The organism is Pseudomonas sp. P4_C4 (assembly GCF_056402055.1).
Genome location: NZ_JBFUID010000047.1, coordinates 24,032 through 49,503 on the forward strand (window position 1 = coordinate 24,032; position 25,472 = coordinate 49,503).

Annotated in this window: 26 protein-coding genes; 12 read left to right on the forward strand and 14 right to left on the reverse strand. The window is 58.2% G+C overall.

Annotated features, from left to right (window positions below; genetic code table 11):
* Positions 1-36: 36 nt before the first annotated feature.
* Positions 37-2,490, reverse strand: coding sequence for an autotransporter (locus tag AC1DXW_RS22190; protein WP_477760453.1), 2,454 nt, complete (start codon positions 2,488-2,490; stop codon positions 37-39).
* A gap of 178 nt (positions 2,491-2,668) precedes the next feature.
* Between AC1DXW_RS22190 and acuI the strand changes: the two genes are divergently transcribed.
* Entirely contained in the window at positions 2,669-3,652 is a 984-nt protein-coding gene (gene acuI, locus AC1DXW_RS22195; RefSeq protein WP_477756160.1) for an acrylyl-CoA reductase (NADPH), read from the forward strand.
* On the opposite strand, the gene ada is transcribed toward acuI, so the two are convergent.
* The 5 genes from ada to AC1DXW_RS22220 all read right to left on the reverse strand — a co-directional run bounded on the left by ada (position 3,653) and on the right by AC1DXW_RS22220 (position 6,804).
* The gene (gene ada / locus AC1DXW_RS22200) at positions 3,653-4,717 is read right to left on the reverse strand and encodes a bifunctional DNA-binding transcriptional regulator/O6-methylguanine-DNA methyltransferase Ada (RefSeq protein WP_477760454.1); all 1,065 of its coding nucleotides are present in this window, start codon (positions 4,715-4,717) and stop codon (positions 3,653-3,655) included.
* Between the two features lie 87 nt (positions 4,718-4,804).
* Complete coding sequence (gene alkB, locus AC1DXW_RS22205) at positions 4,805-5,485, reverse strand: DNA oxidative demethylase AlkB (protein ID WP_477760455.1); 681 nt, start codon at positions 5,483-5,485, stop codon at positions 4,805-4,807.
* Positions 5,475-6,179, reverse strand: coding sequence for a 2OG-Fe(II) oxygenase (locus AC1DXW_RS22210; RefSeq protein ID WP_477760456.1), 705 nt, complete (start codon positions 6,177-6,179; stop codon positions 5,475-5,477). The genes alkB and AC1DXW_RS22210 overlap by 11 nt, the downstream gene beginning before the upstream one ends.
* A 117-nt stretch (positions 6,180-6,296) precedes the next feature.
* Positions 6,297-6,464, reverse strand: a complete 168-nt coding sequence (locus AC1DXW_RS22215) for a hypothetical protein (RefSeq protein ID WP_477756504.1) — start codon at positions 6,462-6,464, stop codon at positions 6,297-6,299.
* A gap of 37 nt (positions 6,465-6,501) precedes the next feature.
* A complete protein-coding gene (locus tag AC1DXW_RS22220; RefSeq protein ID WP_007912251.1) occupies positions 6,502-6,804 on the reverse strand; it encodes a DUF1883 domain-containing protein in 303 nt (100 codons plus the stop codon).
* A 201-nt stretch (positions 6,805-7,005) separates the two neighbouring features.
* On the opposite strand from AC1DXW_RS22220, the gene AC1DXW_RS22225 reads away from it, so the two are divergent.
* Positions 7,006-7,362 (forward strand): hypothetical protein, encoded by a 357-nt coding sequence (locus AC1DXW_RS22225; protein ID WP_218430727.1) that lies wholly within the window; start codon positions 7,006-7,008, stop codon positions 7,360-7,362.
* A 72-nt stretch (positions 7,363-7,434) separates the two neighbouring features.
* Positions 7,435-7,665: a hypothetical protein gene (locus AC1DXW_RS22230; RefSeq protein ID WP_046038394.1), complete on the forward strand. Its 231-nt coding sequence runs from the start codon at positions 7,435-7,437 to the stop codon at positions 7,663-7,665.
* On the opposite strand, the gene AC1DXW_RS22235 is transcribed toward AC1DXW_RS22230, so the two are convergent.
* Positions 7,656-7,958, reverse strand: a complete 303-nt coding sequence (locus AC1DXW_RS22235) for a hypothetical protein (RefSeq protein WP_477756505.1) — start codon at positions 7,956-7,958, stop codon at positions 7,656-7,658. The two genes, AC1DXW_RS22230 and AC1DXW_RS22235, sit on opposite strands and share 10 nt — an antisense overlap.
* A 136-nt stretch (positions 7,959-8,094) precedes the next feature.
* Positions 8,095-8,283, reverse strand: coding sequence for a hypothetical protein (locus tag AC1DXW_RS22240; protein WP_477756506.1), 189 nt, complete (start codon positions 8,281-8,283; stop codon positions 8,095-8,097).
* A gap of 272 nt (positions 8,284-8,555) precedes the next feature.
* Between AC1DXW_RS22240 and galU the strand changes: the two genes are divergently transcribed.
* The 3 genes from galU to gorA all read left to right on the forward strand — a co-directional run bounded on the left by galU (position 8,556) and on the right by gorA (position 12,715).
* Positions 8,556-9,395, forward strand: a complete 840-nt coding sequence (galU, locus tag AC1DXW_RS22245; RefSeq protein ID WP_093220174.1) for a UTP--glucose-1-phosphate uridylyltransferase GalU — start codon at positions 8,556-8,558, stop codon at positions 9,393-9,395.
* 339 nt (positions 9,396-9,734) lie between these two features.
* A complete protein-coding gene (locus AC1DXW_RS22250; protein ID WP_477760457.1) occupies positions 9,735-11,249 on the forward strand; it encodes an MFS transporter in 1,515 nt (504 codons plus the stop codon).
* Positions 11,250-11,356: 107 nt separating this feature from the next.
* Positions 11,357-12,715, forward strand: coding sequence for a glutathione-disulfide reductase (gorA, locus tag AC1DXW_RS22255; RefSeq protein ID WP_477756272.1), 1,359 nt, complete (start codon positions 11,357-11,359; stop codon positions 12,713-12,715).
* On the opposite strand, the gene AC1DXW_RS22260 is transcribed toward gorA, so the two are convergent.
* The gene (locus tag AC1DXW_RS22260) at positions 12,712-13,722 is read right to left on the reverse strand and encodes a DNA-binding protein (RefSeq protein ID WP_477760458.1); all 1,011 of its coding nucleotides are present in this window, start codon (positions 13,720-13,722) and stop codon (positions 12,712-12,714) included. The two genes, gorA and AC1DXW_RS22260, sit on opposite strands and share 4 nt — an antisense overlap.
* A 288-nt stretch (positions 13,723-14,010) precedes the next feature.
* On the opposite strand from AC1DXW_RS22260, the gene AC1DXW_RS22265 reads away from it, so the two are divergent.
* From AC1DXW_RS22265 to ahpF, 3 genes are all read left to right on the forward strand, one after another.
* The gene (locus AC1DXW_RS22265; protein WP_477755296.1) at positions 14,011-14,949 is read left to right on the forward strand and encodes a site-specific integrase; all 939 of its coding nucleotides are present in this window, start codon (positions 14,011-14,013) and stop codon (positions 14,947-14,949) included.
* A gap of 138 nt (positions 14,950-15,087) precedes the next feature.
* Positions 15,088-15,651: an alkyl hydroperoxide reductase subunit C gene (gene ahpC, locus AC1DXW_RS22270; RefSeq protein WP_007975937.1), complete on the forward strand. Its 564-nt coding sequence runs from the start codon at positions 15,088-15,090 to the stop codon at positions 15,649-15,651.
* Positions 15,652-15,778: 127 nt separating this feature from the next.
* Entirely contained in the window at positions 15,779-17,341 is a 1,563-nt protein-coding gene (ahpF, locus tag AC1DXW_RS22275; protein WP_477760459.1) for an alkyl hydroperoxide reductase subunit F, read from the forward strand.
* A 162-nt stretch (positions 17,342-17,503) separates the two neighbouring features.
* Here ahpF and gloA read toward each other — a convergent pair whose 3' ends face one another.
* On the reverse strand, positions 17,504-18,025 hold the full coding sequence (gene gloA / locus AC1DXW_RS22280; protein WP_477755298.1) for a lactoylglutathione lyase: 522 nt from the start codon (positions 18,023-18,025) through the stop codon (positions 17,504-17,506).
* A gap of 144 nt (positions 18,026-18,169) precedes the next feature.
* Here gloA and AC1DXW_RS22285 point away from each other — a divergent pair, with 144 nt between their 5' ends.
* Positions 18,170-18,688, forward strand: a complete 519-nt coding sequence (locus AC1DXW_RS22285) for a DUF4946 domain-containing protein (RefSeq protein WP_477755299.1) — start codon at positions 18,170-18,172, stop codon at positions 18,686-18,688.
* 163 nt (positions 18,689-18,851) lie between these two features.
* Here the strand turns inward: AC1DXW_RS22285 and AC1DXW_RS22290 are convergent, their stop codons facing one another.
* The 3 genes from AC1DXW_RS22290 to AC1DXW_RS22300 form a co-directional block, all read right to left on the reverse strand.
* Positions 18,852-19,217 carry a histone-like nucleoid-structuring protein, MvaT/MvaU family gene (locus AC1DXW_RS22290; RefSeq protein WP_008075430.1) on the reverse strand — a complete coding sequence of 122 codons (366 nt, stop codon included), beginning with the start codon at positions 19,215-19,217 and terminating at the stop codon, positions 18,852-18,854.
* 233 nt (positions 19,218-19,450) lie between these two features.
* Positions 19,451-20,983, reverse strand: a complete 1,533-nt coding sequence (locus tag AC1DXW_RS22295) for an EAL domain-containing protein (protein ID WP_477755300.1) — start codon at positions 20,981-20,983, stop codon at positions 19,451-19,453.
* 112 nt (positions 20,984-21,095) lie between these two features.
* Entirely contained in the window at positions 21,096-21,968 is an 873-nt protein-coding gene (locus AC1DXW_RS22300; RefSeq protein WP_477755301.1) for a LysR substrate-binding domain-containing protein, read from the reverse strand.
* A 78-nt stretch (positions 21,969-22,046) separates the two neighbouring features.
* Here AC1DXW_RS22300 and AC1DXW_RS22305 point away from each other — a divergent pair, with 78 nt between their 5' ends.
* Both AC1DXW_RS22305 and hppD read left to right on the forward strand, forming a co-directional pair.
* Positions 22,047-23,003 carry a DMT family transporter gene (locus AC1DXW_RS22305; RefSeq protein WP_477755302.1) on the forward strand — a complete coding sequence of 319 codons (957 nt, stop codon included), beginning with the start codon at positions 22,047-22,049 and terminating at the stop codon, positions 23,001-23,003.
* A gap of 251 nt (positions 23,004-23,254) precedes the next feature.
* Positions 23,255-24,331: a 4-hydroxyphenylpyruvate dioxygenase gene (hppD, locus tag AC1DXW_RS22310; protein ID WP_223463079.1), complete on the forward strand. Its 1,077-nt coding sequence runs from the start codon at positions 23,255-23,257 to the stop codon at positions 24,329-24,331.
* A 126-nt stretch (positions 24,332-24,457) separates the two neighbouring features.
* Here the strand turns inward: hppD and rarD are convergent, their stop codons facing one another.
* Positions 24,458-25,339 (reverse strand): EamA family transporter RarD, encoded by an 882-nt coding sequence (rarD, locus tag AC1DXW_RS22315; protein ID WP_477760460.1) that lies wholly within the window; start codon positions 25,337-25,339, stop codon positions 24,458-24,460.
* Positions 25,340-25,472: the final 133 nt, after the last annotated feature.

Sequence of the window (25,472 nt, forward strand, 5' to 3'; positions counted from 1 at the left end):
GCAAGGCCAGTCGTCATTTCAGCGGCTGAGGCTTTTTCAGCGTCGGTGGAAGCCGCCACCCCCACCGCCGAAGGAGCGATTCATAAACCCGGAAGAGTCGTGAAAACTGTTGAAGCGATCATTACCGAAGGAGCGCGCATCGTATTCTCGGTTGAGATTCTGGACCTGGGCCGTGTTGGCCGAATCGAGATGGGTTGCACCGCCCTGGACCATCGATTGCCAGCCGCTGTCGGTCCTCTTGTAAACGTTGCCATCATGGCCGGCGTACACGTTGTCGCCGACATGCGCAACGCTGCCGTTGCGATCGTGAATGCCAGCGTATTGGGTGGTGTTGCCGGTATTGGGGTTGTAGACGGCCCCGCGATTGGCGGTGACCTGGGTGCCGGTACGGACGTTGCCGGCCGTCACGTGCTGGCCGGCAATGGCCCCGCCGTTGGGGCCGACGGCCACACCGCTGCGGCCAGCGGCATAGTTGCCGGTGTAGACGTTGTGTACCGCGCCACGCTGGCCGGCCGCGGCGATGCCGGTGCGCGAGTTGTAGGAGGCTCCAACCTGACCGGCCCAGCGATTGCCGGTCCAGGCGTTGTAACCGCCGCCGTAGCGGCTGACCGAAGCCCGGTCGCCCCACTGGCGGTAGATGTTGCCGGTCGTGCCGGCCCAGCCACCGGGGCCCCAGGCGACGGCGCCGCCATGATAGCCGTAAGCGGCACCGCCCCAAGGCATTGGCGCCGGGTACAAATGTGGCCCCCAAGCGTAACCCCAACCGTAATTGCCCCACCACGGATAGGCGCCCCAGCCCCAACCCACGGCGACCGTGCTGCCGCCCCAACTCCAGCCGAAACCGAAGCCGAAGGTCCAGCCTGTCCAGGGTGTGTAGCGAATCGCCACGCCAAAGCCATAGGTCACCGGCGGGCCGTACCAGACACTGCCCACCCACGGCGTATACGGATAACCGGTGCCATACACCACCACACCGCTGTCAGGGTCCAGCGTCGAACCCTGGTACCCCGGCGTGTAACCGACGACGACCGTATCGCCACTGGCTTCGTAGACTTTCACGTAAGTGACGTAGTGCATCGGTGAACTAGGCGGGATCGAATAAATCACCGCCGGCACCGAAGAGGCGACCGTCCAGGGGCCTTGCACCGACGTGGCCACGAACCAGACACCGTTCTCCACTGCGTACCAGCTTTGTGCATCGACCATGATGATCGGCATCGGGCTGTTGACCACGTATTGCAGGGGCGTGCCTTTGATGGCCTTGAGTTGCGGTTCGCCGTCAAATGCCGGCTTGCTCATTTTCACCTGGCTTTTCTTGATCGCCGAGGTCTGCGCAATGGTCGCTGCAATGGCCGCTTCCCTGGCTTGCGGTGTACCGGCCACCGAGGCTTTTACGTTTTCCTTGGGGCTGTCATCGGGAATGTTGGCGAAGTCTGCCGGCAGTTTGTCTGCGCCGACAAAGGTCCAGGGGCCTTTCATGTCTCCGGCGCGGAACCAGCGACCCGAGATCAGCACGTAGCTGTCCTGGTCACCGATCTCCTTGAAAATATGCCCGGTGGTGTTGGTCACATACAGCAGCTTGGTGTTCTGGATCGGCTGCCATTGCGGCGGGCCGTCAGTGACGATCAGCTCGGTCGGCACCGTGGCGATATAGATTTGCGGAATCGGCGGTTTGGCCAGTGTCGGTATCTTGTCCTTCGGATCGCTCTGGCCCGTCAGCAGGTCTACCTGGTGACCCTGGATCGCAGCTTTCTTGGCTTTCTCCAGCTCGGCTGAAGGCGGGTGCAGTGGCGCATACTGCCCGCCCAGATTGTCCGCCACCATCCAGCCATCGAACACGTGCAGGTAATGTTTGCCCTTCGCATCCTTGAGCAGCAGCGGCCGGGTGTTGATCACCCGCTGCAGTGAGGTGCCATCAACGGGGCGATAGGCAGGCTCGCCATCGATGTACACCAGCAGTGCGGGTACCTCGGACGAAATAATGGTCGGCGGGGTATTTTCCAGCGGCTCGCTGCCGGACTTTTGCTCGGCGGCGATGACGCCGAGCGCGGCTTCGAGTTGGTCGAGGGAAATGCTTTTCGTGCGGTTCTCGGCGTCTTGCTTCACCGCGGCGACCCAGCTGTCAGCCTTGGTTGCGCTATCGGGGAAATCGGCCTTGGTGATGGTGTAATGGTCGAGCGCCACCCAGCGGGTGGCCTTGTCGACCAGCGTGTGTGCGCTGAACTGCACGATGCCGTAGGTGGATTTGCCATCGGTGCCCGTGGCCTCCACGGCAGTCCGCGCGTTCAGGGTGTAGCCGTCCCAACTGTCCAGTTGCGGTTGGTAGATGGTCAATTTGGTGTCGCCGGCAGCCAGCACCTGTGGCCAGCTGGGGGAGGCGGTCGCCTGATTCGCGGGAGGTTGGGCGGGCTGCTCCGGTGCTGCCTGAACGCCGCTGAGCGGAACCAGACAGAGCATCAGTAAAACGCTGAATAAACGCAGTTGAGGCATTGTCAGCTCCATCGACAAGACAGTTTGTTGCGGCATTTCAAGGTTGCGAAAAGCATAGCCGCCGTCAATGAAAACGCTCGGCGGTTTGCCTGATTGGCTTAAAGTCGGGTACGGCAATCCGTTGCCATGTGTTATTTCAATGGCTCCACCACCAGACTGATTCCATTGAGAGGCCGTAATGTTCAAAGGTATTTTGATCGACAAAGACGACAGCGGTTACCGGGCCACACTGCAAGAGATCCAGGACGATCAGTTACCCGAGGGCGATGTCACGGTGCGTGTTGCCTACAGCACGCTGAACTTCAAGGATGGCCTGGCGATCACCGGCAGCAGCCCGGTGGTGCGTAAATTCCCGATGGTGCCGGGCATCGATCTGGCCGGTGTCGTTGAAGTCAGCGACCATCCGGACTACAAGGTCGGTGACCAGGTCCTGCTCAATGGCTGGGGCGTGGGTGAAGGGCATTGGGGGGGATTGGCGCAGAAGGCTCGCCTGAACGGTGACTGGCTGATCCCGCTGCCCAAGGCATTCACCGCTGCCCAGGCGATGGCCATCGGTACGGCGGGCTACACGGCCATGCTGTGCATCCTGGCCCTTGAGCACAATGGCGTTACGCCCGAACAGGGTGAAATCCTGGTCACCGGCGCCAACGGTGGTGTCGGCAGTTTCGCCATCGCGTTGCTGAACAAGCTCGGCTACCGGGTGGTGGCTTCCACCGGGCGTACGTCGGAGCATGACTACCTGAAGCAACTGGGTGCTGGCGAAATCATCGACCGCGCCACGCTGTCCGAGCCAGGCAAGCCGCTGGCCAAGGAACGTTGGGCGGCCGTCATCGACTCGGTCGGCAGCCACACCCTGGCCAACGCTTGCGCCAGCACCAGGGCCAATGGCACCGTCGCGGCATGCGGTCTGGCGCAAGGCATGGACTTTCCTGCATCCGTTGCGCCGTTCATTTTGCGCGGCGTGACCCTGGCCGGTATCAACAGCGTGACCCAGCCCAAGGCCAAGCGCGTAGAGGCCTGGAATCGCCTGGCCAGGGATCTGGATTTCAACCTGTTGCCGCTTATCAGTCACGAAATCGGCTTGAGCGAAGCCATCGAAGCCGCGCCGCGCTTGCTTGCCGGGCAGTTGCGCGGGCGCGTGGTAGTGGATGTGAATCGCTGATTACGGCGACTCGCGCTCCAGCAACTGCCGTTTGCGCTCGACACCCCAGYGATAGCCCGACAGGTTGCCATCGCTGCGCACCACGCGATGGCAAGGGATCGCCACGGCCAGGCTGTTCGCGCCGCAGGCTTGAGCCACGGCGCGAACGGCTTTCGGCGAACCGATGCGTAGGGCGATGTCGGCGTAGCTCGCCGTGCTTCCGGCAGGGATCTCCCGCAGCGCTTGCCAGACCCTTTCCTGAAATGCGGTGCCGCGCACGTCCAATGGCAAATCAAGGCCAATGGCCGGCGCCTCAATAAAGCCGACGACTCTGGCAATCAACGCCTCGAACTTCTGGTCAGCACCAATCAGGTTGGCGCGCCGAAACTTGTCTTGCAGATCACAAACCAGTTGGTGCGGATCATCGCCGAGCAGGATCGCGCAGACCCCGCGCTCACTCTGCGCCACCAGAATCGCGCCCAGCGAACACTGGCCGACGGCAAAACGAATGTCGTTGTTTTGACCGGCGGCGCGGTAGTCCCCGGGTTTCATTCCCAGCAGTTGGTCTGCCGCTTCATAAAACCGGCTGTTGGAGTTGAAGCCGGCGTCATACAGGGCATCGGTCACCGAGCCGCCGTCTGCCAGTCGCTCGCGTACCTTGCGTGAACGATGGGCATCGGCGTAGCCCTTGGGCGTCAGGCCGGTGACGGCTTTGAACACACGATGGAAGTGAAAGCTGCTCAGGCCCGCCGCCTCGGCCAATTCGCCCAGGGCAGGCAGCGTTTCGGCGGTTTCGATCTGGCGGCACGCGGCGGCCACGATGGCGGCATGTTGCGCGGCGACTTCGCTCTGATCCTTTGTCGCGCGTTTGCTCGGACGATAACCCGCGGCCCGGGCCTGTTCGGCGCTATCGAAGAATTCGACGTTCTGCGGCTTGGGCAAGCGCGCGAGGCTGCTGGGGTTGCAATAGATGCCTGTGGTCTTCACGGCATAGACAAACTGCCCGTCAGCCTTGGGGTCGCGCGCGACCACGGCGGCCCAGCGCGGATCGTTTTCGATGGAGATCTTGGTCGATTGGGTAGTCATGGCGTCACGTCCATTGAGGGGTTGCCTGCACATTAACCATGGGGCAATTCCCACACACTCCGGCGCTTGCGGTCAAATTCGCAGTCTTTATCTGGCGGTGCGGAAGGTGAAGTTGATGCGTTGCTCGCCCAGTCTCGGGTGATGGCCGTCCTTGATCGGCAACACGCCGTGATAACGCAGGCGATCCACGCCACCCCAGACGACGATGTCGCCATGCAGCAGGGGGATGCGCTGGCTGTTGTCGCCGCGTGCAAAGCCACCGAACAGGAACATCGCCGGCAGCCCCAGCGACACAGAAACGATGGGGGCTGCGTAGGAATGTTCGTCCTTGTCTTGATGCAATGACATTTTTGCCCCGGGGATGTAGCGGTTGATCAGGCAGGAATCCGGCGCAAAATCGGGGAAACCCGCTGCCAGTGCCGCCGCTTGTGCCAGTTGCAGAAACACCTCGGGCATCATTGGCCAGGGCCGGCCGGTCTGTGGATCATCGCGGGTGTACCGATAACCGCTGCGGTCAGTGGTCCAGCCGAATGTGCCACAACTGCTCAGGGCGACCGACATGGTAAAGCCGCCGGGCGTGACCATCTGCCGAAACGGCGCAGCCGCCAGCACCGCCTCCAGGGCGGGCAGCAAACGCTCCAGCCAGGGCAGGGCGAAGCCTCTAAGTACGTAGGACTGTTCACCAATCTGCTCGCGCCTGGGTTGTTGCTCGGGCTCTGCATCGGCAAACAGATCGAAAGTCAGCGGATTCATGGGTTCATGACGCATCGTGAAAGATGATTCCAAGGGTATGCCGTTTGCCGCTGTGCAGGCGACTCACGCCGTGGCGCAGGGTCACGCGATAGTAACCGCGAACGCCTTTGACCGGCCGCTGGTTGACGGCAAAGATCACCCCGTCGCCTTTCTTCAGGCTGATGACCATCGGGCGTGACTGCATTCGCGGGCGCTGTTCGGTCAGGACAAACTCGCCACCGGTGAAGTCTTCTTCGGGTTCTGACAGCAGAATCGCCACTTGCAGTGGGAAAACATGCTCACCGTATAAATCCTGATGCAAACAGTTGTAGTCCTGCGGACCATATTGCAGCAATAACGGTGTCGGACGGTTCTGACCAGCGGCATGACAGCGTTCGAGGAAGGCTTGATGGGTTTCAGGAAAACGCTCGGGCAAACCCATTTGTTCCTGCCAGCGATTGGCGATGGGCACCAGGCGCGGGTAGAGCGCACTGCGCAAGCGGGCCACCAATTCCGGCAACGGGTAGTTGAAATACTTGTATTCGCCGCGGCCGAACCCGTGACGAGCCATCACCACGTGCGAGCGAAAGGGCTCGGTTCGAGGGTACAAGGCGCTGACCTGATCACAAGCCTTGTGGCTCAACAGTGACGGGATGACGGCGCAACCGTCCTGATCAAGTTGCTGTTCCAGCCAGGGCCAGTCCAGCCTGTCCAGATATTGCTCGCTCATTGCCGGGCCTCTTGTTGTTGAGGTCGCTAGTCTGCACGGCAAAAATAAAGCTGGCACTCCGCTGCTTGCGGTCGAACTGCGAATGGGAGCGGACGTCCATTGTCGCTCCGGATCGCGTTACAGCGCTTTGCTGACGCTGATTTCGCTGATGACGTCGTCTTGTCCATGAAGGGCATCCAGCGCCGCTTTGGCTTCTTCCGGGGTGCCGTTTTCAAGCTGGGCAAACTCGAAGCGGCGCTCACCGTTGAGTTTGTATTTGATGACGTACTTGGTCGTTTGGGCCACGGTTGTATCTGCCTGTCTTGTGTTTCGGGTTCGCTGATCAGCTCAGTTTCGTGCTGGAACGGCGAATGATTTTGATCGAGTGGGTCAGGGTGGGTTTGCGCGTCACGCTGATAGCGCGGCGGTTGACGGTGTCGATCGTGATGTTCCAGAAACCGGTGCTGGGAGCGGTGATGCGGGCCGGAAACGTGTCGAATGCGCCGCCGTGATAGGTGTGACGACCGCCATTCTTGAAGCTGCGGAAGTTGGCGTCGTTCATCAAGCGGATGTTGCACATTTGGGAGCATTGAATGACGACAATGTCGTCTTCATTGAGGTGCTCGCGCTGATGGATAAATTTCATGAGGCGCCTCCAGAAGGGCTTTTTCTACAAAATCAAAACGATAGCATGGGCGATTGGCGCAGTTTATCAGCCCGAAGGGCTTATTATCCGGCCACTTTGACAATTAAAAACGCTAATTTCACGTTTGATGAGCGATAAAGCAGTTTGTCTCGGAGAAAAAACGCATCTGCGCTGTCCGAGCCTCTTTATCGGAGGTTTTGTATGAAGTGGGGTTTTTTGGTTCTTTCGCTGGCGGTATTGGTGAGTGGTTGTGCGAACGTCTCGGAAATCAACGAGTCGCTGCCGACCATGAACGTGATTTCTGGCAAGAAACCCCATGAATATGCGCAATGCCTGAGCGAAAAACTGGCCGACAGTCGTGGCGCCTTGCAAATCGAGCCGCACAAGGATGGGTTGCGTGTCATCGTGCCACTCAAGTATTCCTCGGGCCCGTCTGCCGTATTCGACATTGAAGAGCGTTCGGGTGGCAGCAGCATCAAGCTGCACGAGAGCATGTCCAATGTCCCGGTGCGTCCAATGGACGTACAGAATGCTGCCAACGAGTGCATTTCCGGCTGATAGACTGTCGACGATCAGCACCGATGCCGCCAAAGCCATGCTTTGGCGGCATCGTCATTTCTGGAGTCGAACATGAAGCGAGAGCAGGTCCGGGAGCGCCATGCAGAGGGTTTAATCTCTGCCACTCATGTGATTCAGAATCCGGCGGAGCTGGGGGAATGGATCGTGTTTTTCAAGAAAAGCGCCGGGCGCAGCTATTTCCTGGTGGATGACAATGATGAAGTCGAGTCTTTCAGTCGCCTTGATGATTTGATCGATACCGTGCGTGGACTTGGGATCAAGTTCGCCGAAATTCATCTGTAGGGCCGAGCGCCTTCTTTGCAGACCACCACGACACTGCGGCTCTTGTAGTTGCCGATATCGGCGCCGAGGGTCTTGTCGCTCTCCTTGAGCGAGGGCGTACCATCGGTTCCGACAATCTTGTAGCCGGTGCCGGCACAGGACGCATCGGCCTTTTCGTAGCACGCAGCCCAGGAATTGGCTTCCCCGGAGCAATCAATCGATAGGCCTTGTTCTCCGTTGCCCAGGTAGGTTTCTTCCGACGTTGCGCAGCCGCTCAGGGCCAATACCGCTAGCAAAGGCAAAATTTTGTTCATGGCTTGATCATCATCAGGGGAGGGGCTAAGGCTGAGACAGCGCCGCAGGCAAAAGGTTATAGCCAAACGCCACGTTATTGCATGCATTCATAAAAAAGCCCTGCGCAATGGCAGGGCTATTCGCATTGGACGTCGATCAGCTATTGTCCTTGCCACGTCGCTTGGGCTCCGGGTGCTCAAGCTCCAGCACCGAGGCCACTTCGATTGCCAGGGCTTCGGAAGGGAAAGGTCCGGCGATATTTTCACCGGCGACACTGGCTACCCACCATTGACCGTCTTTCACCTGATTGATCAGGAATCCGTTGACGCTTTTTACTGCCGACATCTATTTGCCTCGTTGTCTGGTTCAATCGCGCCATGATACCGCCAAACGCACTCAACGGGTGCCGAAGGGCGTATGGTGCTTCGTTCCTGGCGGTTGAAAGCCGTGCAATTGCGCAAGTCTCTGCTATGCATAAGGGCTTGCGCAGGGAACTATCGGCCAGTTTATTTCTCTATGTTGGCATCGGTTAGCCAGCGCGGGGGCATTGTAAGGTGCACGCCGCCTGATTAGACTGCGCCGAAACTCGTACACGCACAGCCCTTACAAGGACTTATATGATCAAGAAATGCTTGTTCCCAGCAGCCGGCTACGGCACTCGCTTCCTGCCAGCGACTAAAGCCATGCCCAAAGAAATGCTGCCGGTGGTGAACAAGCCACTGATCCAGTACGGCGTTGAAGAAGCACTGGACGCTGGCTTGAACGAAATCTCCATCGTCACCGGTCGCGGCAAGCGCGCCCTGGAAGACCACTTCGACATCAGCTACGAGCTGGAAAACCAGATCAAGGGCACCGACAAGGAAAAATACCTGGTCGGCATCCGCCGCCTGTTGGATGAGTGCTCGTTCTCCTACACTCGCCAGACTGAAATGAAAGGTTTGGGTCATGCGATCCTGACCGGTCGTCCGCTGATCGGCGACGAGCCGTTCGCCGTGGTACTGGCGGACGACCTGTGCGTCAACCTGGAAGGTGACGGCGTACTGAAGCAGATGGTCAAGCTGTACAAGCAGTATCGCTGCACCATCGTCGCGATCATGGAAGTAGACCCGCAAGAAACCAGCAAATACGGTGTGATTGCAGGCGACCTGATTGGTGATGACCTGTACCGCGTACGCAACATGGTTGAGAAGCCAAAGCCGGAAGATGCCCCGTCGAACCTGGCGATCATCGGTCGTTACATCATGACGCCGGACATCTTCAGCCTGATCGAACAAACCGATCCAGGCAAAGGTGGCGAGATCCAGATCACTGACGCCCTGATGAAGCAGGCGCAGGATGGTTGCGTGATTGCCTACAAGTTCAAGGGCAAGCGTTTCGACTGCGGTGGCGCCGAAGGCTACATCGACGCAACCAACTTCTGCTTCGAGAACTTCTACAAGACGGGCAAGGCGTACTGATAGCGCTTGAGCTGCTTGTATTGAATTCACCTTCTCAGGTTGTGTAGCAACAAACAGATGAAAGCCCAGGCAAACGCCCCGACTTGTTCGGGGCGTTTGCTTTTGTGCGGGCTCAGGTACGCAGGGGAACGAGAAGGTAGGTATCGCCTGACATCCATCGCTAGGAGTTGCGAAAGAAAATTCTGATTTGTTAATTGCCGGCGCAAACGATGATTGTTGTGGCTAAAAACCTCTGTATTAAATGGGATATACCAGAGCCGGTTTGCACTGCGTGACTAATGTCACGTCAAGGACGCGCTTAAAGTCGCTGAGGTTTTATGAGGAAATGGAGCTTCGTGAATGGCGTTAACAGGAAGCGTGACCCTAAAACGGTGGTTGGCTCTAAGCGTACTGATGCTCCCGGTATTGCTGGTAACAGTTGACAATACGGTGCTTGGATTCGCGTTACCAAAAATTGCCGAGGCCCTGCGTCCGAGTGCTAGCCAGCAGTTGTGGATGATCGATGCTTATTCGCTGGTATTGGCGGGGTTGCTGGTGTCGATGGGTAGTCTGGGAGATCGAGTCGGTCATCGTAAGTTGTTGCTGGTCGGGTCCTTGGGTTTTGCGATTGTGTCGGTGTTAACCGCGTATTCCGATACCGCCGCGCAACTGATTGCCGGGCGAGCCTGTATGGGTATTTTCGGTGCAATGCTGATGCCCTCAACGTTGGCGTTGATACGTTCGGTGTTCGAGGACCGAGAAGAACGCAGACTGGCAGTCGCGATCTGGGCAACGACGTTGACGGTCGGCTCGGCACTCGGTCCTTTGGTGGGCGGGGTGTTGCTGGAATTCTTCAGTTGGGGGTCGATTTTCCTGTTGGCGGTGCCCGTGTTGGTGCCACTGCTGGTGTTGGGGCCACTGTTGTTGCCCGAATCCGAGCGAGATGCTTCAGGACCGTTGGATCCGATAAGCATCCTGCAATCGATGGTAGCTCTTGGTGCCATTGTTTATGGCATTAAACACAGCGCCAGTAATGGTTTCGACTGGATGGCGCTGACAGCATTTGCAGTAGGCGCAGTTGCGGGCTGGATGTTTGTGTGTCGACAGTTACGCCTGCCAGTGCCGCTGATGGACCTGAGCCTGTTCCGCAGTGGCACCTTTAGCGGCTCTGTCGCGATCAATTTGATGAGTCTCGCGTTTCTCGTCGGTTTCGTATTCTTTGCCACTCAGTTCCTGCAGATCGTTCTTCAGATGTCGCCCTTGAGTGCTAGCCTCGCGTTGATTCCTGGTCAGGTCATGGCGATTGTAGTGGGGATGGCGGTCGTGCCTGTCGCACGGCGATTACAGGTGCATGTGCTGATACCGATTTTGATGGCGTTTGCTGGAGCGGCGTTTTTGCTGGTCGCCAGCATGGGCAGTAGCCTGACCGTTCTAGTGGTGGCTTTTGCCTTGCTGAACATTGGCGTGGGCGCAATCGCGACGGTGTCCAATGATGTGATTTTGTCAGCCGCACCACCGGCAAAGGCGGGCGCCGCGTCGGCCATTAGCGAAACGGCCTATGAAGTGGGCGTAGTTTTGGGGACGACAGTGCTCGGCGGTGTCGTCACCGCCTACTATCGCGGCGCATTGCAGCTTCCGGGGTTCCTGAGCGAAGTGCAGATGATGCTGGCGAGTGAGACGCTGTCTGGCGCCTATCATGTGGCGGCAGACTTGTCGGGTGATCAAGCAAGGGAATTGATGGCGCAGGCGGGAAGGGCATTCGAAGGTGGGATCGGTTTGGTTTCGTGGGTGACGTTCGGCTTGGCACTCATGGCGATTTTGATTGCTTGGCGCACTCTGCGGACACCGAAAACGCAATCTGCAGAGGGGCATTGATCGAAAATGAAGATTGGGCCGCGCATCGCACGGCCCGAGCATTTCAGCACAATGCTTGCTCAGCGGCCGTCCGCAGGTATGCTGTTGGCCTGCCGAGGAGATTGAAAATGGCCTACGATTTTGACCTTTATGTGATTGGTGCCGGTTCTGGCGGTGTGCGGGCGGCGCGGTTTGCTGCCGGGTTCGGCGCAAAAGTGGCCGTGGCCGAGAGCCGCTACCTGGGCGGCACCTGTGTAAACGTCGGCTGCGTGCCGAAAAAATTGCTGGTCTACGGTGCGCACTTTGCCGAAGACTTCGAGCAGGCTTCCGGTTTTGGCTGGAGCCTGGATGAAGCGCAGTTCGACTGGGCGGCGCTGATCGCCAACAAGGACCGCGAGATCAATCGCCTCAATGGCATTTATCGCAACCTGCTGGTCAACAGCGGCGTGACCTTGCATGAAGGTCACGCGAAGATCGTCGACCCGCATCAGGTCGAGATCAATGGCGAGCGCTTTACCGCCAAAAATATCCTGATCGCTACCGGCGGCTGGCCGCAGATTCCGGAGATCCCGGGGCACGAGCATGCCATCAGTTCCAACCAGGCGTTCTTCCTCAAAGAGCTGCCCAAGCGAGTGTTGGTGGTAGGCGGTGGCTATATTGCGGTCGAGTTTGCCGGGATCTTCCACGGCTTGGGTGCGCAGACCACGCTGTTGTATCGCGGCGAAATGTTCCTGCGCGGCTTCGACGGTTCCGTGCGCAAGCATTTGCAGGAAGAATTGACCAAGCGCGGCATGGATCTGCAATTCAATGCGGACATCGAACGCATCGACAAGCAGGCCGACGGCAGCCTGAAAGTCACGCTCAAGGATGGTCGCCAACTGGAAACCGATTGCGTGTTCTACGCCACGGGTCGTCGTCCGATGCTGGACAATCTCGGGCTGGAAAACACGGGGGTCAAACTCGACAGGAAAGGCTTCGTCGAGGTCGATGAGCTGTATCAGACCGCCGAGCCGTCGATCCTGGCGCTGGGCGATGTGATTGGTCGTGTCCAGCTGACACCGGTTGCCCTGGCAGAAGGCATGGCGGTGGCGCGACGCCTGTTCAAGCCCGAGCAGTATCGTCCGGTGGATTACAAGATGATCCCGACGGCGGTGTTCAGCCTGCCAAACATAGGCACCGTCGGTTTGACCGAAGAAGAGGCTCGCGAAGCCGGCCACGAGGTGGAGGTCTTCGAAAGCCGCTTCCGGCCGATGAAACTGACCCTGACTGAATGCCAGGAGCGCACGCTGATGAAGCTGGTGGTGGACGCCAGGACCGACAAGGTCCTGGGTTGCCACATGGTCGGCCCGGACGCCGGTGAAATCGTCCAGGGCCTGGCGATTGCCTTGAAGGCCGGCGCCACCAAGCGCGACTTCGACGAAACCATCGGCGTGCACCCGACGGCCGCCGAAGAGTTCGTCACCATGCGTACGCCGCTCGCCGGTTAATCGTCCTTCGCTGCGTCTGCCGCTGCCGCAAGGGTCGCGGCCAGACGCACGCGTTCTTCCAGATCCGTGCGGGTCTTGGCCAAATCCATTTCCAGTGACCTGTTGAGCTGCGACTGCTCATCGACATTCTGTTTGAGTGCCTGGCTTTCCAGCAGGGCGACGCGCAGGCGTTCCTGGAGGAGGGTGCGTTCGCCGTCGACGCGGGTGGCCTGTTCCAGCAACTGATCCTGACGGCTATTGCTTTGCTTGAGCTGTTCTTGCAGCAGGCTCAGTTCGCGCAGCGTGCCGCGGTTTTCAGTCAGCAAGCGTTCATTGTCGCGGTGCAACTGGGTGATTTCATCCTGGCGTACCAGCGCGCTTTGTTGTGCCTGGCGCAGTTCCATCTGTAGTTGTTGCACCTGGCCTTCATGGCGACTCATTTCCTGTTCGCGCTGTTCCTTGACCGCATTGCGGTAGTGCTCCAGCGCGTCGCGAGTGTGCAGGTGTTTTTCTTCAAGGGAGCGGATCTGCTCGTCCTTGTCTTTCAAGCGCAGTTCGAAATCGGCCAGCGCCTGGTTCAGCCCGGCGTTGCGGGTTTGCTCCGTTTGCAGAATGGCGCGGGTTTCTTGCAGGGCCTCGGATTCCTGGGTCAGCGCCAGGCTTTGAAATTCGTATTGCTGGTGCAGTTCGCTGTTGGCCTCTTGCGCTTTGCCGAGCTGGTTATCCAGCGCCTTGCGTTGTTCTTCGTACTGCGCGCGTGCCTGGTCGATGGGTTCTTGCGCCTGCTCCTTGAGTCTTTGTGCGAGCCGCGCCACCAGCGCCATCAGTTCGTCGTCGATCGGTTCCGTCGGCGCTTCGACAGGTTCAACCCTGTCATCGAGCTCCTTGAGATAGCGATGGATCGTGGTTTTCGAACCGGTATTGCCCATCTCGATCCGTACGGCATCGATGCTGGGGTTTTCGCCGCGGGCGAGGATCGCCAACCGAGCGGCTTGAACCACCGCTTTATTTACACCGCCGCGTGCCATGAGTTCTCCCGGGTTTTGATGGTGTGGTACGTACCACGTAAATACACATTGTACCATTCAATCCATAAAGTTAAATACTGAATGCTATTAACACGGGATATACTGGTATTACCCCGTGTGATGACGATTTCAAGGTATTCCTCGAGCTATTTCCGTACACAAACCCTGTAGGAGCGAGCTCGCTCGCGAAAAACCAGAGAGCGCCGCGTGCATTCAGACGGCCAGCGTCATCGTTAACGATCATCGCGAGCAAGCTCGCTCCTACAATCAGTCAACACAGGTTTTGCAATGACCGAGCTGGATCGTTACCTGCAGGCTGCGACACGCGACAACACTCGCCGCAGCTATCGCGCGGCCATCGAACACTTTGAGGTGACATGGGGTGGTTTTCTGCCGGCCACCGGCGACAGCGTGGCGCGGTATCTGGTGGCGCATGCCGGGGTGTTATCGATCAATACGCTCAAGTTGCGGCTTTCGGCGCTGGCGCAGTGGCACAACAGTCAGGGCTTTGCCGATCCCACCAAGGCGCCGGTGGTGCGCAAAGTATTCAAGGGTATTCGTGCGCTGCACCCGGCCCAGGAAAAACAAGCCGAACCCTTGCAGCTTCGGCATCTGGAACAGGTGGTCAGTTGTCTGGAACTAGAAGTGCAAACCGCCAGGGCCGCAGGCGACCGGCCGGGTTTGCTGCGGGCCAGGCGCGACATGGCGTTGATTCTGCTGGGCTTCTGGCGCGGCTTTCGCAGTGATGAGTTGTGCCGGCTTCAGGTTGAACACGTGCAGGCCAGCGCCGGTTCCGGCATCAGTCTCTATCTGCCGCGCAGCAAGAGTGATCGTGACAACCTCGGCAAGACCTATCAGACGCCGGCCTTGCAACGCTTGTGTCCGGTGCAGGCTTATATCGACTGGATTACCGAGGCGGCACTGGTACGTGGGCCGGTGTTCCGTGGCATCGACCGTTGGGGGCATTTGGGTGAGGAGGGATTGCACGCCAATAGCGTTATTCCGTTATTGCGTCAGGCGTTGGCGCGGGCGGGTATCGCCGGCGAGCTTTACACCAGTCACTCCTTGCGCCGTGGCTTTGCGACCTGGGCGCATCAAAGTGGCTGGGATTTGAAGTCGCTGATGAGCTATGTAGGCTGGAAAGACATGAAGTCAGCCATGCGTTACATCGAAGCCAGTCCGTTCCTCGGCATGGCGCGCATCACAGAAAAGCCCGTGTCACCCTAGATACCGTTTTCTTCTATTAATACAGCTGGCTAATAGCGAAAGCCAATCAGCAGCATCAGGTTTGCCAATGAGCCTTCCGTTCGTCGAGTGGGTAAAGTTCTCTCCATCAACTTCTTAACCCCTGACGGAGAGTCAACGATGCCTATCATCAACAGCCAAGTTAAACCGTTCAAAGCTGACGCATTCAAAAATGGCGACTTCGTAAAAGTCTCGGACGCTGACCTGAAAGGCAAGTGGTCTGTGGTGTTCTTCTACCCGGCCGACTTCACCTTCGTCTGCCCGACCGAGCTGGAAGACCTGGCCGACAACTATGACGCGTTCCAGAAGCTGGGCGTCGAGATCTACAGCGTTTCTACCGACACCCATTTTGCCCACGCTGCCTGGCACAACACTTCGCCAGCCATTGGCAAGATCCAGTACACCATGATCGGCGACCCGACCCACGCGATCTCCCGCAACTTCGACGTGCTGATCGAAGAAGCCGGTCTGGCTGACCGTGGCACCTTCGTGATCAACCCTGAAGGCCAGATCAAGATCGTTGAACTGAACGACGGCGGTGTAGGCCGTGACGCTTCCGAGTTGCTGCGCAAAATCAAGGCAGCCCAGTATGTCGCTGCTCACCCAGGTCAGGTTTGCCCAGCCAAGTGGAAAGAAGGCGAGGCCACTCTGGCACCGTCCCTGGACCTGGTCGGCAAGATCTAAGTCTGTGACGCTCTTCATCAGGGCGGACTTCCGCACCTTCTAAGCAAGCTGCACCGCCCAATAAAAACGCCCGGGCGAGATTCGCTCGGGCGTTTTTTTGTCTCAAGAATTCAAGGAAATCGCCCGTATGTTGGACACCAATCTTAAAGCCCAGTTGAAATCGTACCTGGAACGGGTCACCCAGCCGATCGAGATCGTTGCTTCCCTCAACGACGGTGCGAAATCCCAGGAAATGCTCGAACTGTTGAAAGACGTTGCCAGTCTTTCCACCCGGATTACTTTGCTCGACAACGGTGATGATGCGCGCAAGCCGTCGTTCTCGATCAATCGCCCCGGGGCCGATATCAGCCTGCGTTTCGCCGGCATCCCGATGGGCCATGAATTCACCTCCTTGGTGCTGGCCTTGCTGCAAGTCGGCGGTCACCCGTCCAAGGCCAGTGTCGAAGTGATCGAACAGATCCGCTCGCTCAAGGGCGAGTTCAACTTCGAGACTTACTTCTCGCTGTCCTGCCAGAACTGCCCGGACGTGGTCCAGGCGCTGAACCTGATGGCGGTACTGAACCCGAACATTCGCCACGTCGCCATCGACGGCGCGCTGTTCCAGGCTGAAGTCGATGAGCGCCAGATCATGGCGGTGCCGAGTATCTACCTCAATGGTGTGAACTTCGGTCAAGGCCGCATGGGTCTGGAAGAAATCCTCGCCAAAATCGACACCAGCGGTATCGAGCGCCAGGCCGAGAAGATCAGCGCCAAAGACGCTTTTGATGTGCTGGTGGTCGGCGGTGGGCCAGCCGGCGCCTCGGCGGCAATCTACGCGGCCCGTAAAGGCATTCGCACCGGTGTCGCGGCCGAACGTTTTGGTGGGCAGGTGCTCGACACCATGGCCATCGAGAACTTTATCTCGGTGCAGGAAACCGAAGGGCCGAAACTGGCCGTGGCCCTGGAGGAGCACGTCAAACAGTACGACGTGGATATCATGAATTTGCAACGCGCAGACAAATTGATCACTGGCAAAGAAGGTGAGTTGCACGAAGTCCACTTCGCCAGCGGCGCGAAGCTCAAGGCCAAGACCTTAATTCTGGCGACCGGCGCACGGTGGCGTGAAATGAACGTTCCGGGCGAGCAGCAATACCGCAACAAAGGCGTGGCGTACTGCCCGCACTGTGACGGCCCGCTGTTCAAGGGCAAGCGCGTGGCAGTGATTGGCGGCGGTAACTCCGGCGTCGAAGCGGCCATCGATCTGGCCGGTATCGTGTCCCATGTCACGCTGCTGGAGTTCGATGTGCAGCTGCGTGCCGATGCGGTATTGCAGCGCAAGTTGCACAGCCTGCCGAACGTCACCGTGATCACTAGTGCTCAAACCACTGAAGTCACCGGCGACGGTCAGAAGGTCAACGGCCTGCGCTACAAGGATCGTCAGAGCGACGAGTTGCGCAGTGTGGAACTGGAAGGAATCTTTGTGCAGATCGGTCTGCTGCCCAACACCGATTGGCTCAAAGGCACCATTGAGTTGTCACCCCGTGGCGAGATCATCGTCGATGCCCGCGGTGAAACGTCGGTGCGGGGTGTGTTCGCCGCCGGCGATGTGACCACCGTGCCATACAAGCAAATCGTGATCGCAGTGGGCGAGGGCGCCAAGGCTTCCCTGAGTGCCTTCGATCACTTGATCCGTACTTCTGCCCCGGCATAAACCCCGGCGCTGAAAACACAAAACCCCATGAATGATCATGGGGTTTTTTTGTCTTGCACGTCACTTATGTAGGAGCGAGCTCGCTCGCGATGGTCGTCAACGATAACGCTGGTTGGCAGGTGCCCCGCGGTGTTCTCAGGTTTATCGCGAGCAAGCCCGCTCCTACAGTGGCGCTGGCTGAATGATCTCGATCCAGTAGGCGTCCGGGTCCTTGATGAACGCCAGGCTCTTCATACGACCATCGCTCAAGCGTTTCTGGAAATCGCAGCCCAGTGCTTCAAAGCGCTCGCACGCGGCGACGATGTCCGGTACCGAGATGCAGATATGGCCGAAACCGCGGGGGTCGGTGTTGCCATTATGGTAGGCGAAATCCGGATCGTTCTCGGTGCCATGGTTGTGGGTCAGCTCCAGGATGCCGGGGATCGATTTCATCCACTCGGTGCGCGCGACGGCATCGGCCGGGATCTGGTTTTTGTCGACCAGCGCCAGGAAATACAGACTGAACTCGGCTTCCGGGAAGTCGCGTTTTTCCACCAGCGTAAAGCCCAGAATGCGTGTGTAGAAATCCAGGGACTTGGTGATGTCCTTGACCCGCAGCATGGTGTGGTTGAAGACAAACTTCTGCGTGGCGGCGTCCGGTTGGGCGGTGACGCCGGGGAAGGTGTTCAATTCGTGCAGGCTCATGGGCCCTCCGGGAAATATGTGGGCTAACGAATGGCGACAATGATACGCAAGGGCTCGGACATCACCAAACCCAAACAGTCGGCTATTGCCTGACAGCCGGCCTGGGCCCAGACTTTACGGCTTGATCCGTGAGTGCCCATTGCAATGATTCGATTCCGTAACGTGCTGTTCATCTTGCTAAGCGTGCTTTCGCTGGCTGGCGTTGCCCGCGCCGATGCGCCAGTAGTGACCTGGCCGGAAGGCTGGCAGGTCGAAGTCGTGCCTGAATCGGCGTCTGGGGTCAGTCGCCAGCGGGCGGTAAAAAATGATCAGAATGGATCGCCGCTCATGGTGATGGAACTGACCATGAGTCCGGTGCAAAGCGATCACCAGGTAAACCTCGAAGGCGTATTGCTGGAGATGCGCAAGTCAGTTCAAAAAGACTTCTTTCAGGGCGGGTATCAAAGTGTCTGTACGCGCATTCATTCGACTACGTTGAGTCGATTGGCCGCGCTGGAAACAACCTGCACCATCACGCAAAATGGCAGGCATGTGCTTTCTCAAACATTGGTGGCTGCGGTGGATGCCGATAAGGCCTATGTTCTTTCCTACGCCGGGCAGGCTGAGGCTTATAAGGCGAGCCAGGATGAAATAGACGCTGCCCGAAACAGCTTGAAACTTTAGTAAGCGACAGTGCTTTTTCGATGCATGAAGAAAATTTTAGATATCCAAATGGATTAAGCACAAAGTTGGTGGCAGTCAGGTAGTTGGCTGGTGTCCGCCCCGGGCATTTAGATAACCCATGAAAAAGCCCTGCATAAGCAGGGCTTTTTTGTCGCCGCGAGAGTTAGCCGCGCAGCCACGAATCAACGGTGGCTGCACCGTACTGTTCTTTCCAGGCTTTCAGGCCGCGGTGGTTGCCGCCCTTGGTTTCAATCAGCTCGCCGGTGTGCGGGTTCTGATAAACCTTGACCACACGGGCGCGGCGGGTTTTAGGTGCGGCTGCCTGCTGCAGGCCGGATTTTGCCGGGTTGGGGTCGAGAATGGCGATGATGTCGCGCAGGCTCTTGCCATAGGTTTTCATCAAGCCCTGGAGCTTTTCTTCGAATTCAATTTCTTTCTTGAGCCCGGCATCGTTCTTCAAGGACTCCAGCTGCTTGAGCTGTTCTTGAAGAGCCTTTTCGGCTGCACGGAATTCAGCGAGTCTGGACAATATCTTTACTCCAATAGTGTGTTTGGCTGATACCAACCGCAAACAAAGCTATAAGCCAAGAGCCTTGAAGCGACTCGGTGATAGTGGCTCACCTGCCAATTTAGCACAGGCATGTAAAATTGTAGTAGTTAATTGGCCAAGAGTAAATCCTGTCTTTTTTTTCATGTAACGGCAGTAGTGTTTTGATTCAAATTGGTGCGTGTGGTCGTTGTTTTATCGGTTAAATCCGCTAGTTAATGGTTGCTTAATGCACTAATGAACTCCGCGCCGGGCATGGGTTTGCCGAACAGATAACCTTGCAGGAAGTTGACCTGATGAGCGCTCAGGTAATCACTCTGTTCACGGGTTTCGACACCTTCGGCCACCAGGGCAAGGTCGAGCTTGGCCGCCAGCTCGATGATGCTGTCCAGGATGTGGCTGGAGAGTGTGTCGATGCCGATCATGGCGACAAAGCTCTGGTCGATTTTCAGGAAGTCCACATTGAACTGCCGCAGGTAGCCAAGGCTCGAGTGGCCCGTGCCGAAGTCGTCGATGGCGATTTTCACGCCTAGTTCGCGAAGTTGCTCCAATAGTTGCAGGGTGATGGTCGTGGGCACGATCAGTTCACGTTCGGTCAGTTCCAGCACCAGATGGATCGAGCCCGGCTCGAACGCATCGAGAAACTCGCGACAATCCTTGACCAGCTCCAGGTCCTGACAATGGCTGGCGGTGATATTGATGCCAATGTGAAACGGCTTGTTGAATCTGGCGGAGTGCGGGGCGAGCAGGGCGGCGGTTTGTCGCATCAGCGAGCGGGTCATTGGTACGATCAGCCCGGAGTGCTCGGCAAACGGGATGAACAGGTCCGGACGCACCAGACCTTCCTTCGGATGTTTCCAGCGCATCAGCACTTCCGCGCCGGACCAGTTTTTGCTGTCGCCATGCACCACGGGCTGGAAATACGGAATGAACTCTTGAGCTTCCAGTGCCCGCTGCATTTCCTGGGTGGGTGCCGATGAGCGTTTTTGCAGGAAATGACCGATTGACCCGGCAATCACACCGAAGAAAATCAGCAAGCTGAACAATGGCGGATATTCGTTTCTCATGTATCGCCAGGTTTCGCCTTCGGGAAAGCCGGCTTCCACGGCAAAAGCATAGTGCCGGGAGGCCAATCGACTTTGCGCAACGGGCAGGTCCGGCGCGGCGCCCCTGTGAACCTTGCCGTCGGCGGCTATCCAGTCCGGGCCTACTTGCAGCAAGAGCAAGGTCTTGCGGCCGATCAAACGCAGAATATGACTCAAGTGATGACCATAGAGGGTCGTCAGTGCCCCTTTTTTTCCTTCGCTCAGGCGGTATACCAGCAAGGCGGTGTCGGGCGTTACCGGATTGCCGTTCCTGAGCCATAAGGCGCCCTGGGTGTAGTCACCGGGGTTGACCTTCTCCTGGTAGTCGCCGAACAGAGAGCTGCAATAGAGGTTGTTGTTCCACACCAGATTGGTTGAACTCACGAAGGGGCGGCGAGTGACCTGCTCGCGCAGGGCCAGACTGACGTCAGCGCAACTTTGGCCCGCCAGTGGCAGCAGTTCACGAGCGGCCTGGGCGCTGTTGTCGAGCATCAAGTCGAACTGGCGAATCGCTTCTTCGGCGGTTTGTTCGGCATTTTGTTTGAGCGCACGCCCTGCTTGCATGTAAAGAATGGCGGCCCCCAGCAGCACCGGGAGCAATCCACTGATCAGGGTGACAGCCATTCTTGTGCTGCGACTGCGGGTTTTGGCTTTCAGCGGCATTCGCGAATCCTGTCACGAAGAAGTAAGGCTCTCAAACGCTGGCAGGGCAAAACGCCTCCCACGAAGAGTTCGGGTACGGGCCATGATAGTTGGCCCTTGGCGGTTATGCCGCTCAACGCCAGTCAAGGCTTTCGGCCAGTTTGATAAAGGCCAGCGTCGCGGGTGATGCCTGGCGTCGATCGAGCACCGCCAGGCCGACTTGGCGCAACACTGCCGGCGACAGCGGTTTTTTCACACAGCGGCCGTCAATTTGATTGGGCAATGAACCTTCGGCAACTACCGTCACCCCGTCGCCACGAGTGACGACATCCAGGGTGCTGATCAACTGTGAGCAGCGATAACGGATGTTGGGCGTCAGTCGGGCCGCCGTGAACAGGCGTGAAACCAGCTCCGAAGAACCGGCCTCGGTCAGCACAAACGGGAAATCGCATAGATCCTTCAGACTGAGGCTGTCGTGAACCGCCAGCGGGTGGTCGGCGGGCAGTAGCGCGACCATCTGGTCTTCGATCAACGCGACCGTGTCGAAACGCTCCTCGGGCAACACAACAAAGCCGATGTCGATCCGTCGTTCCTCTAGCCACTGGAGCACCTGGCGGTCGGGGCCTTCGTCGATATGCACCTCTATGCCGGGATGGGCGGCGCGGAACTGCTGCAGAATCAACGGCAGCAATTTGATCGATGAGGTCGGGCCGAAGGAGCCGATGCGCAGCGTGCCGCGTTTCATGCCCCTCGCATCGGCCGCTTCCTGGCGCAGGGTGTTGGCCAGGCCGAGCATCGTTCGGGCGCGCAGCAACAACTGCTGGCCAATGTCGCTCAACTCGACCCGGGATTGATGGCGGCGCAACAGCTCGACACCCAACTCCAGTTCCAGGGACTTCAAGGCATGGGACACCGCCGATTGGGAAATACCCAGGCGATTGGCTGCTGCCGTGAAGCCTTGGAGTTCGGCCACGAGGGAGAAAATCTCCAGTTGAGTGAGGGTCATGAGTGTTTGCTCATTTTACGATGACTGGGTATTAGTCAAATGATACGTCATCTCTCCAATATCCGGTCCTGGAATCTAATGACGATCTGCGAGCAAGCGCTGTCAAAACCCTCGGATCTGCCGGTGTATCTGAAACTGGCGGCGGTCACCATGGTGTGGGGTGGCACCTTCGTTGCCGGACGCTATCTGGCCGATAGCCTCAACCCACTGCTGGCGGCCAGCCTGCGGTTTCTACTGGCCAGCGTGGCGTTGCTGCTGTTTGTGCGCATGGCGCGGATACCGATGGTTCGGCCTAGCGCCCGGCAATGGCTGCAATTGCTTTTGCTTGGCTTTTTCGGGATTTTTTTTTACAACCTGTGCTTCTTTTACGGCCTGCACTACATCAATGCTTCACGGGCATCCTTGATCGTGGCACTGAATCCGGCCGTGATCGGGCTGGCCTCCTGGCTGCTGTTCAAGGAGCGTTTGAACAAGGCAAAAGTCGTGGGTATTGCGATCTGCATGGCGGGCGCCAGCATGGTGATCGTCAGCCGCGATCCGCAATTACTGGCCGGCGGTGTCGGTGTCGGTGCTGGTGCCTGGCTCGGCGATCTGCTGATTTTTGGCTGTGTCCTCGGCTGGGGAGTCTACTCGCTGTTCTCCAGAGAGCTGAACCAGACCCTGGGACCGGTGCAAACAGTGACCTATTCGATTTTGCTCGGCACCGGCATGCTCTGGATGACTAGCATCGTCCGCGGCGAGGTGAGTGTCGCCGCGATCAGCCAGCTGGGTGCACAGCAATGGTTGAGCCTTTTGTACCTGGGCGTGCTGGGTTCGGCGCTGGCCTATATCGGCTATTACGAAGGCATCCGCAAAATCGGCGCGATGCGTTCCGGGGTGTTCATTGCCTTGAACCCACTGACGGCGGTAGTCCTTGGCGCGCTGCTGCTGGGTGAGCCGCTGACGCTGGCCATGTGTCTGGGCGGCGGGCTGATATTGGCAGGGATTTTCCTGTGCAATAAACCCCTTGCACGAGCAGGGAAAAAGGGGATTTGATACAGAAGGCGGACAAACTGATTTACGCTGTGTAGAATCGGTTTACGCATACAATAATAATCGTCTTCTGGCAGCAGAAGCCTCGCCCGCAAGAGCCTTGGGTCGACAATGAAGATATTCGGGTTTCAACTGATCTACGGTGACTTTCTCGCCCGCAGTGTGCGGGGCATCTCCTGTGCGCCACCCGCCAGTCTCAGCATTGCTTACAACTAACCTTTGTTAATTGATAAAAAAATGATGAGGCGCCGACCATGGCAGATCTATACGAAAACCCAATGGGCCTGATGGGCTTTGAATTCATCGAGCTCGCATCGCCAACCCCGAACACCCTGGAGCCGATCTTCGAGATCATGGGCTTCACCAAGGTGGCGACCCACCGTTCCAAGGACGTGCACCTGTATCGCCAGGGCGCGATCAACCTGATCCTCAATAACGAACCCCATAGCGTGGCCTCGTACTTTGCGGCCGAGCACGGTCCGTCGGTGTGCGGCATGGCGTTTCGCGTCAAGGATTCGCAAAAAGCCTACAAGCGTGCCCTGGAACTCGGCGCCCAGCCGATCCACATTGAAACCGGCCCGATGGAGCTGAACCTGCCGGCGATCAAAGGCATCGGTGGCGCGCCGCTGTACCTGATCGACCGTTTCGGCGAGGGCAGTTCGATCTATGACATCGATTTCGTGTTCATCGAAGGCGTGGACCGCCACCCTGTTGGCGCCGGCCTGAAGATCATCGATCACCTGACCCACAACGTGTATCGCGGTCGCATGGCCTACTGGGCCAACTTTTACGAGAAGCTGTTCAACTTCCGCGAAATCCGCTACTTCGACATCAAGGGCGAGTACACCGGCCTGACCTCCAAGGCCATGACCGCGCCCGATGGCATGATCCGCATTCCGTTGAACGAAGAATCGTCCAAGGGCGCCGGGCAGATCGAAGAGTTCCTGATGCAGTTCAACGGCGAGGGCATCCAGCACGTTGCGTTCCTGTCCGATGACCTGCTCAAGACCTGGGATCACCTGAAAAGCATCGGCATGCGCTTCATGACCGCGCCGCCGGAGACCTACTACGAAATGCTCGAAGGCCGTCTGCCGAACCACGGCGAGCCGGTCGGTGAACTGCAAGCGCGGGGCATTTTGCTGGACGGTTCGTCCGAGTCGGGCGACAAGCGCCTGCTGTTGCAGATCTTCTCGGAGACCCTGATGGGGCCGGTGTTCTTCGAATTCATCCAGCGCAAGGGCGACGATGGTTTCGGCGAAGGTAACTTCAAGGCACTGTTCGAATCCATCGAGCGTGACCAGGTGCGTCGTGGTGTTCTTTCAACCGACTAAGCCGTTACACCGATAAAAACTGTGGGAGCGAGCTTGCTCGCGATGGCGGTGTGTCAGTCAACATTAATGTTGAATGTACAACCGCCATCGCGAGCAAGCTCGCTCCCACATTTGTTTTGTGTGTGCTTAAGGTCTGCGCTGCCGCACCAGATGCTTGAACCCCTCGAACATCAGTACCAGCACGGCCATCCAGATCGGGATGTAGGTCAGCCATTCGCCGGCCTTGATGCTCTCTCCCAGCAGCAATGCCACCCCCAGCAGCAACACCGGTTCGACGTAGCTCAACAGGCCGAACAGGCTGAACGGCAGCAGGCGGCTGGCAATGATGTAGACCACCAGCGCCGACGCACTGATCACGCCGAGCAGCGGGATCAACAGCGACAACCATGGATGCTGGTCAAACACAGCGAAACCTTGCGCGCCGCTCTGAATGAACCAGATCGCCACCGGCAGCGTCAATGCCATGTCCAGCCACAAGCCGCCGAGGTTGTCCGCCGCCAGCCGTTTGCGCAGTAAGAAGTAGGTCGGATAGCCAATGCAGACCAGCAAGGTCGCCCAGGAAAAACCACCGACCTGATATACCTCGTTGATCACGCCCAGGCAGGCGAATACCACGGCAACTTTTTGCAGGTAGGACAGGCGTTCGCCGTAGGCGATCCGCCCGGTCAAGACCATGGTCAGCGGCAACAGGAAATAGCCGAGTGACACGTCGAGGCTGTAGCCGTTCAGCGGCGCCCACATGAACAGCCACAATTGCACGCCGAGCAGGGCAGAGGAGGCGATCAGCGCGCCCATCAGTTTCGGGTTGGCAATGGCGCGCCGAACGATCTCCAGCACGCGCTTCCACTCGCCGGATGCCACCATGAACACGGTCATGCACGGCACGGTCAGCAGCATGCGCCAACCGAAGATTTCCACGCCGCTCAAGGGGGTGAGCAGCGACGTGTAGTAATACATGACGGCAAAAAGCACCGAGGCTGAAACCGATAGAGCGATACCTTTAGACAAGCTGTCCTCGCGATGTTGAAGGTGAAACGGGGGGGCGGAGAATACGTGGTTTTCGGGCCGAACATTGACCAATCAATCAACACTGTCCAACTGTAGGAGCGAGCTTGCTCGCGATGGTGTGTCAGTTGACATC

Excerpts from the sequence above, each read along its gene's own strand:
- AC1DXW_RS22260 (WP_477760458.1), bottom strand. The coding sequence starts at position 13,722 with ATGGCACGCGGCGGTGTAAATAAAGCGGTGGTTCAAGCCGCTCGGTTG.
- galU (WP_093220174.1), top strand. The coding sequence starts at position 8,556 with ATGATCAAGAAATGCTTGTTCCCAGCAGCCGGCTACGGCACTCGCTTC.
- ahpF (WP_477760459.1), top strand. The coding sequence starts at position 15,779 with ATGTTGGACACCAATCTTAAAGCCCAGTTGAAATCGTACCTGGAACGG.
- alkB (WP_477760455.1), bottom strand. The coding sequence starts at position 5,485 with ATGCGTCATGAACCCATGAATCCGCTGACTTTCGATCTGTTTGCCGAT.
- AC1DXW_RS22300 (WP_477755301.1), bottom strand. The coding sequence starts at position 21,968 with ATGACCCTCACTCAACTGGAGATTTTCTCCCTCGTGGCCGAACTCCAA.
- AC1DXW_RS22305 (WP_477755302.1), top strand. The coding sequence starts at position 22,047 with ATGACGATCTGCGAGCAAGCGCTGTCAAAACCCTCGGATCTGCCGGTG.
- AC1DXW_RS22230 (WP_046038394.1), top strand. The coding sequence starts at position 7,435 with ATGAAGCGAGAGCAGGTCCGGGAGCGCCATGCAGAGGGTTTAATCTCT.
- AC1DXW_RS22295 (WP_477755300.1), bottom strand. The coding sequence starts at position 20,983 with ATGCCGCTGAAAGCCAAAACCCGCAGTCGCAGCACAAGAATGGCTGTC.
- AC1DXW_RS22265 (WP_477755296.1), top strand. The coding sequence starts at position 14,011 with ATGACCGAGCTGGATCGTTACCTGCAGGCTGCGACACGCGACAACACT.
- AC1DXW_RS22190 (WP_477760453.1), bottom strand. The coding sequence starts at position 2,490 with ATGCCTCAACTGCGTTTATTCAGCGTTTTACTGATGCTCTGTCTGGTT.
- AC1DXW_RS22210 (WP_477760456.1), bottom strand. The coding sequence starts at position 6,179 with ATGAGCGAGCAATATCTGGACAGGCTGGACTGGCCCTGGCTGGAACAG.
- gorA (WP_477756272.1), top strand. The coding sequence starts at position 11,357 with ATGGCCTACGATTTTGACCTTTATGTGATTGGTGCCGGTTCTGGCGGT.
- AC1DXW_RS22220 (WP_007912251.1), bottom strand. The coding sequence starts at position 6,804 with ATGAAATTTATCCATCAGCGCGAGCACCTCAATGAAGACGACATTGTC.
- AC1DXW_RS22250 (WP_477760457.1), top strand. The coding sequence starts at position 9,735 with ATGGCGTTAACAGGAAGCGTGACCCTAAAACGGTGGTTGGCTCTAAGC.
- AC1DXW_RS22235 (WP_477756505.1), bottom strand. The coding sequence starts at position 7,958 with ATGAACAAAATTTTGCCTTTGCTAGCGGTATTGGCCCTGAGCGGCTGC.
- acuI (WP_477756160.1), top strand. The coding sequence starts at position 2,669 with ATGTTCAAAGGTATTTTGATCGACAAAGACGACAGCGGTTACCGGGCC.
- AC1DXW_RS22240 (WP_477756506.1), bottom strand. The coding sequence starts at position 8,283 with ATGTCGGCAGTAAAAAGCGTCAACGGATTCCTGATCAATCAGGTGAAA.
- AC1DXW_RS22225 (WP_218430727.1), top strand. The coding sequence starts at position 7,006 with ATGAAGTGGGGTTTTTTGGTTCTTTCGCTGGCGGTATTGGTGAGTGGT.
- ahpC (WP_007975937.1), top strand. The coding sequence starts at position 15,088 with ATGCCTATCATCAACAGCCAAGTTAAACCGTTCAAAGCTGACGCATTC.
- hppD (WP_223463079.1), top strand. The coding sequence starts at position 23,255 with ATGGCAGATCTATACGAAAACCCAATGGGCCTGATGGGCTTTGAATTC.
- gloA (WP_477755298.1), bottom strand. The coding sequence starts at position 18,025 with ATGAGCCTGCACGAATTGAACACCTTCCCCGGCGTCACCGCCCAACCG.
- AC1DXW_RS22285 (WP_477755299.1), top strand. The coding sequence starts at position 18,170 with ATGATTCGATTCCGTAACGTGCTGTTCATCTTGCTAAGCGTGCTTTCG.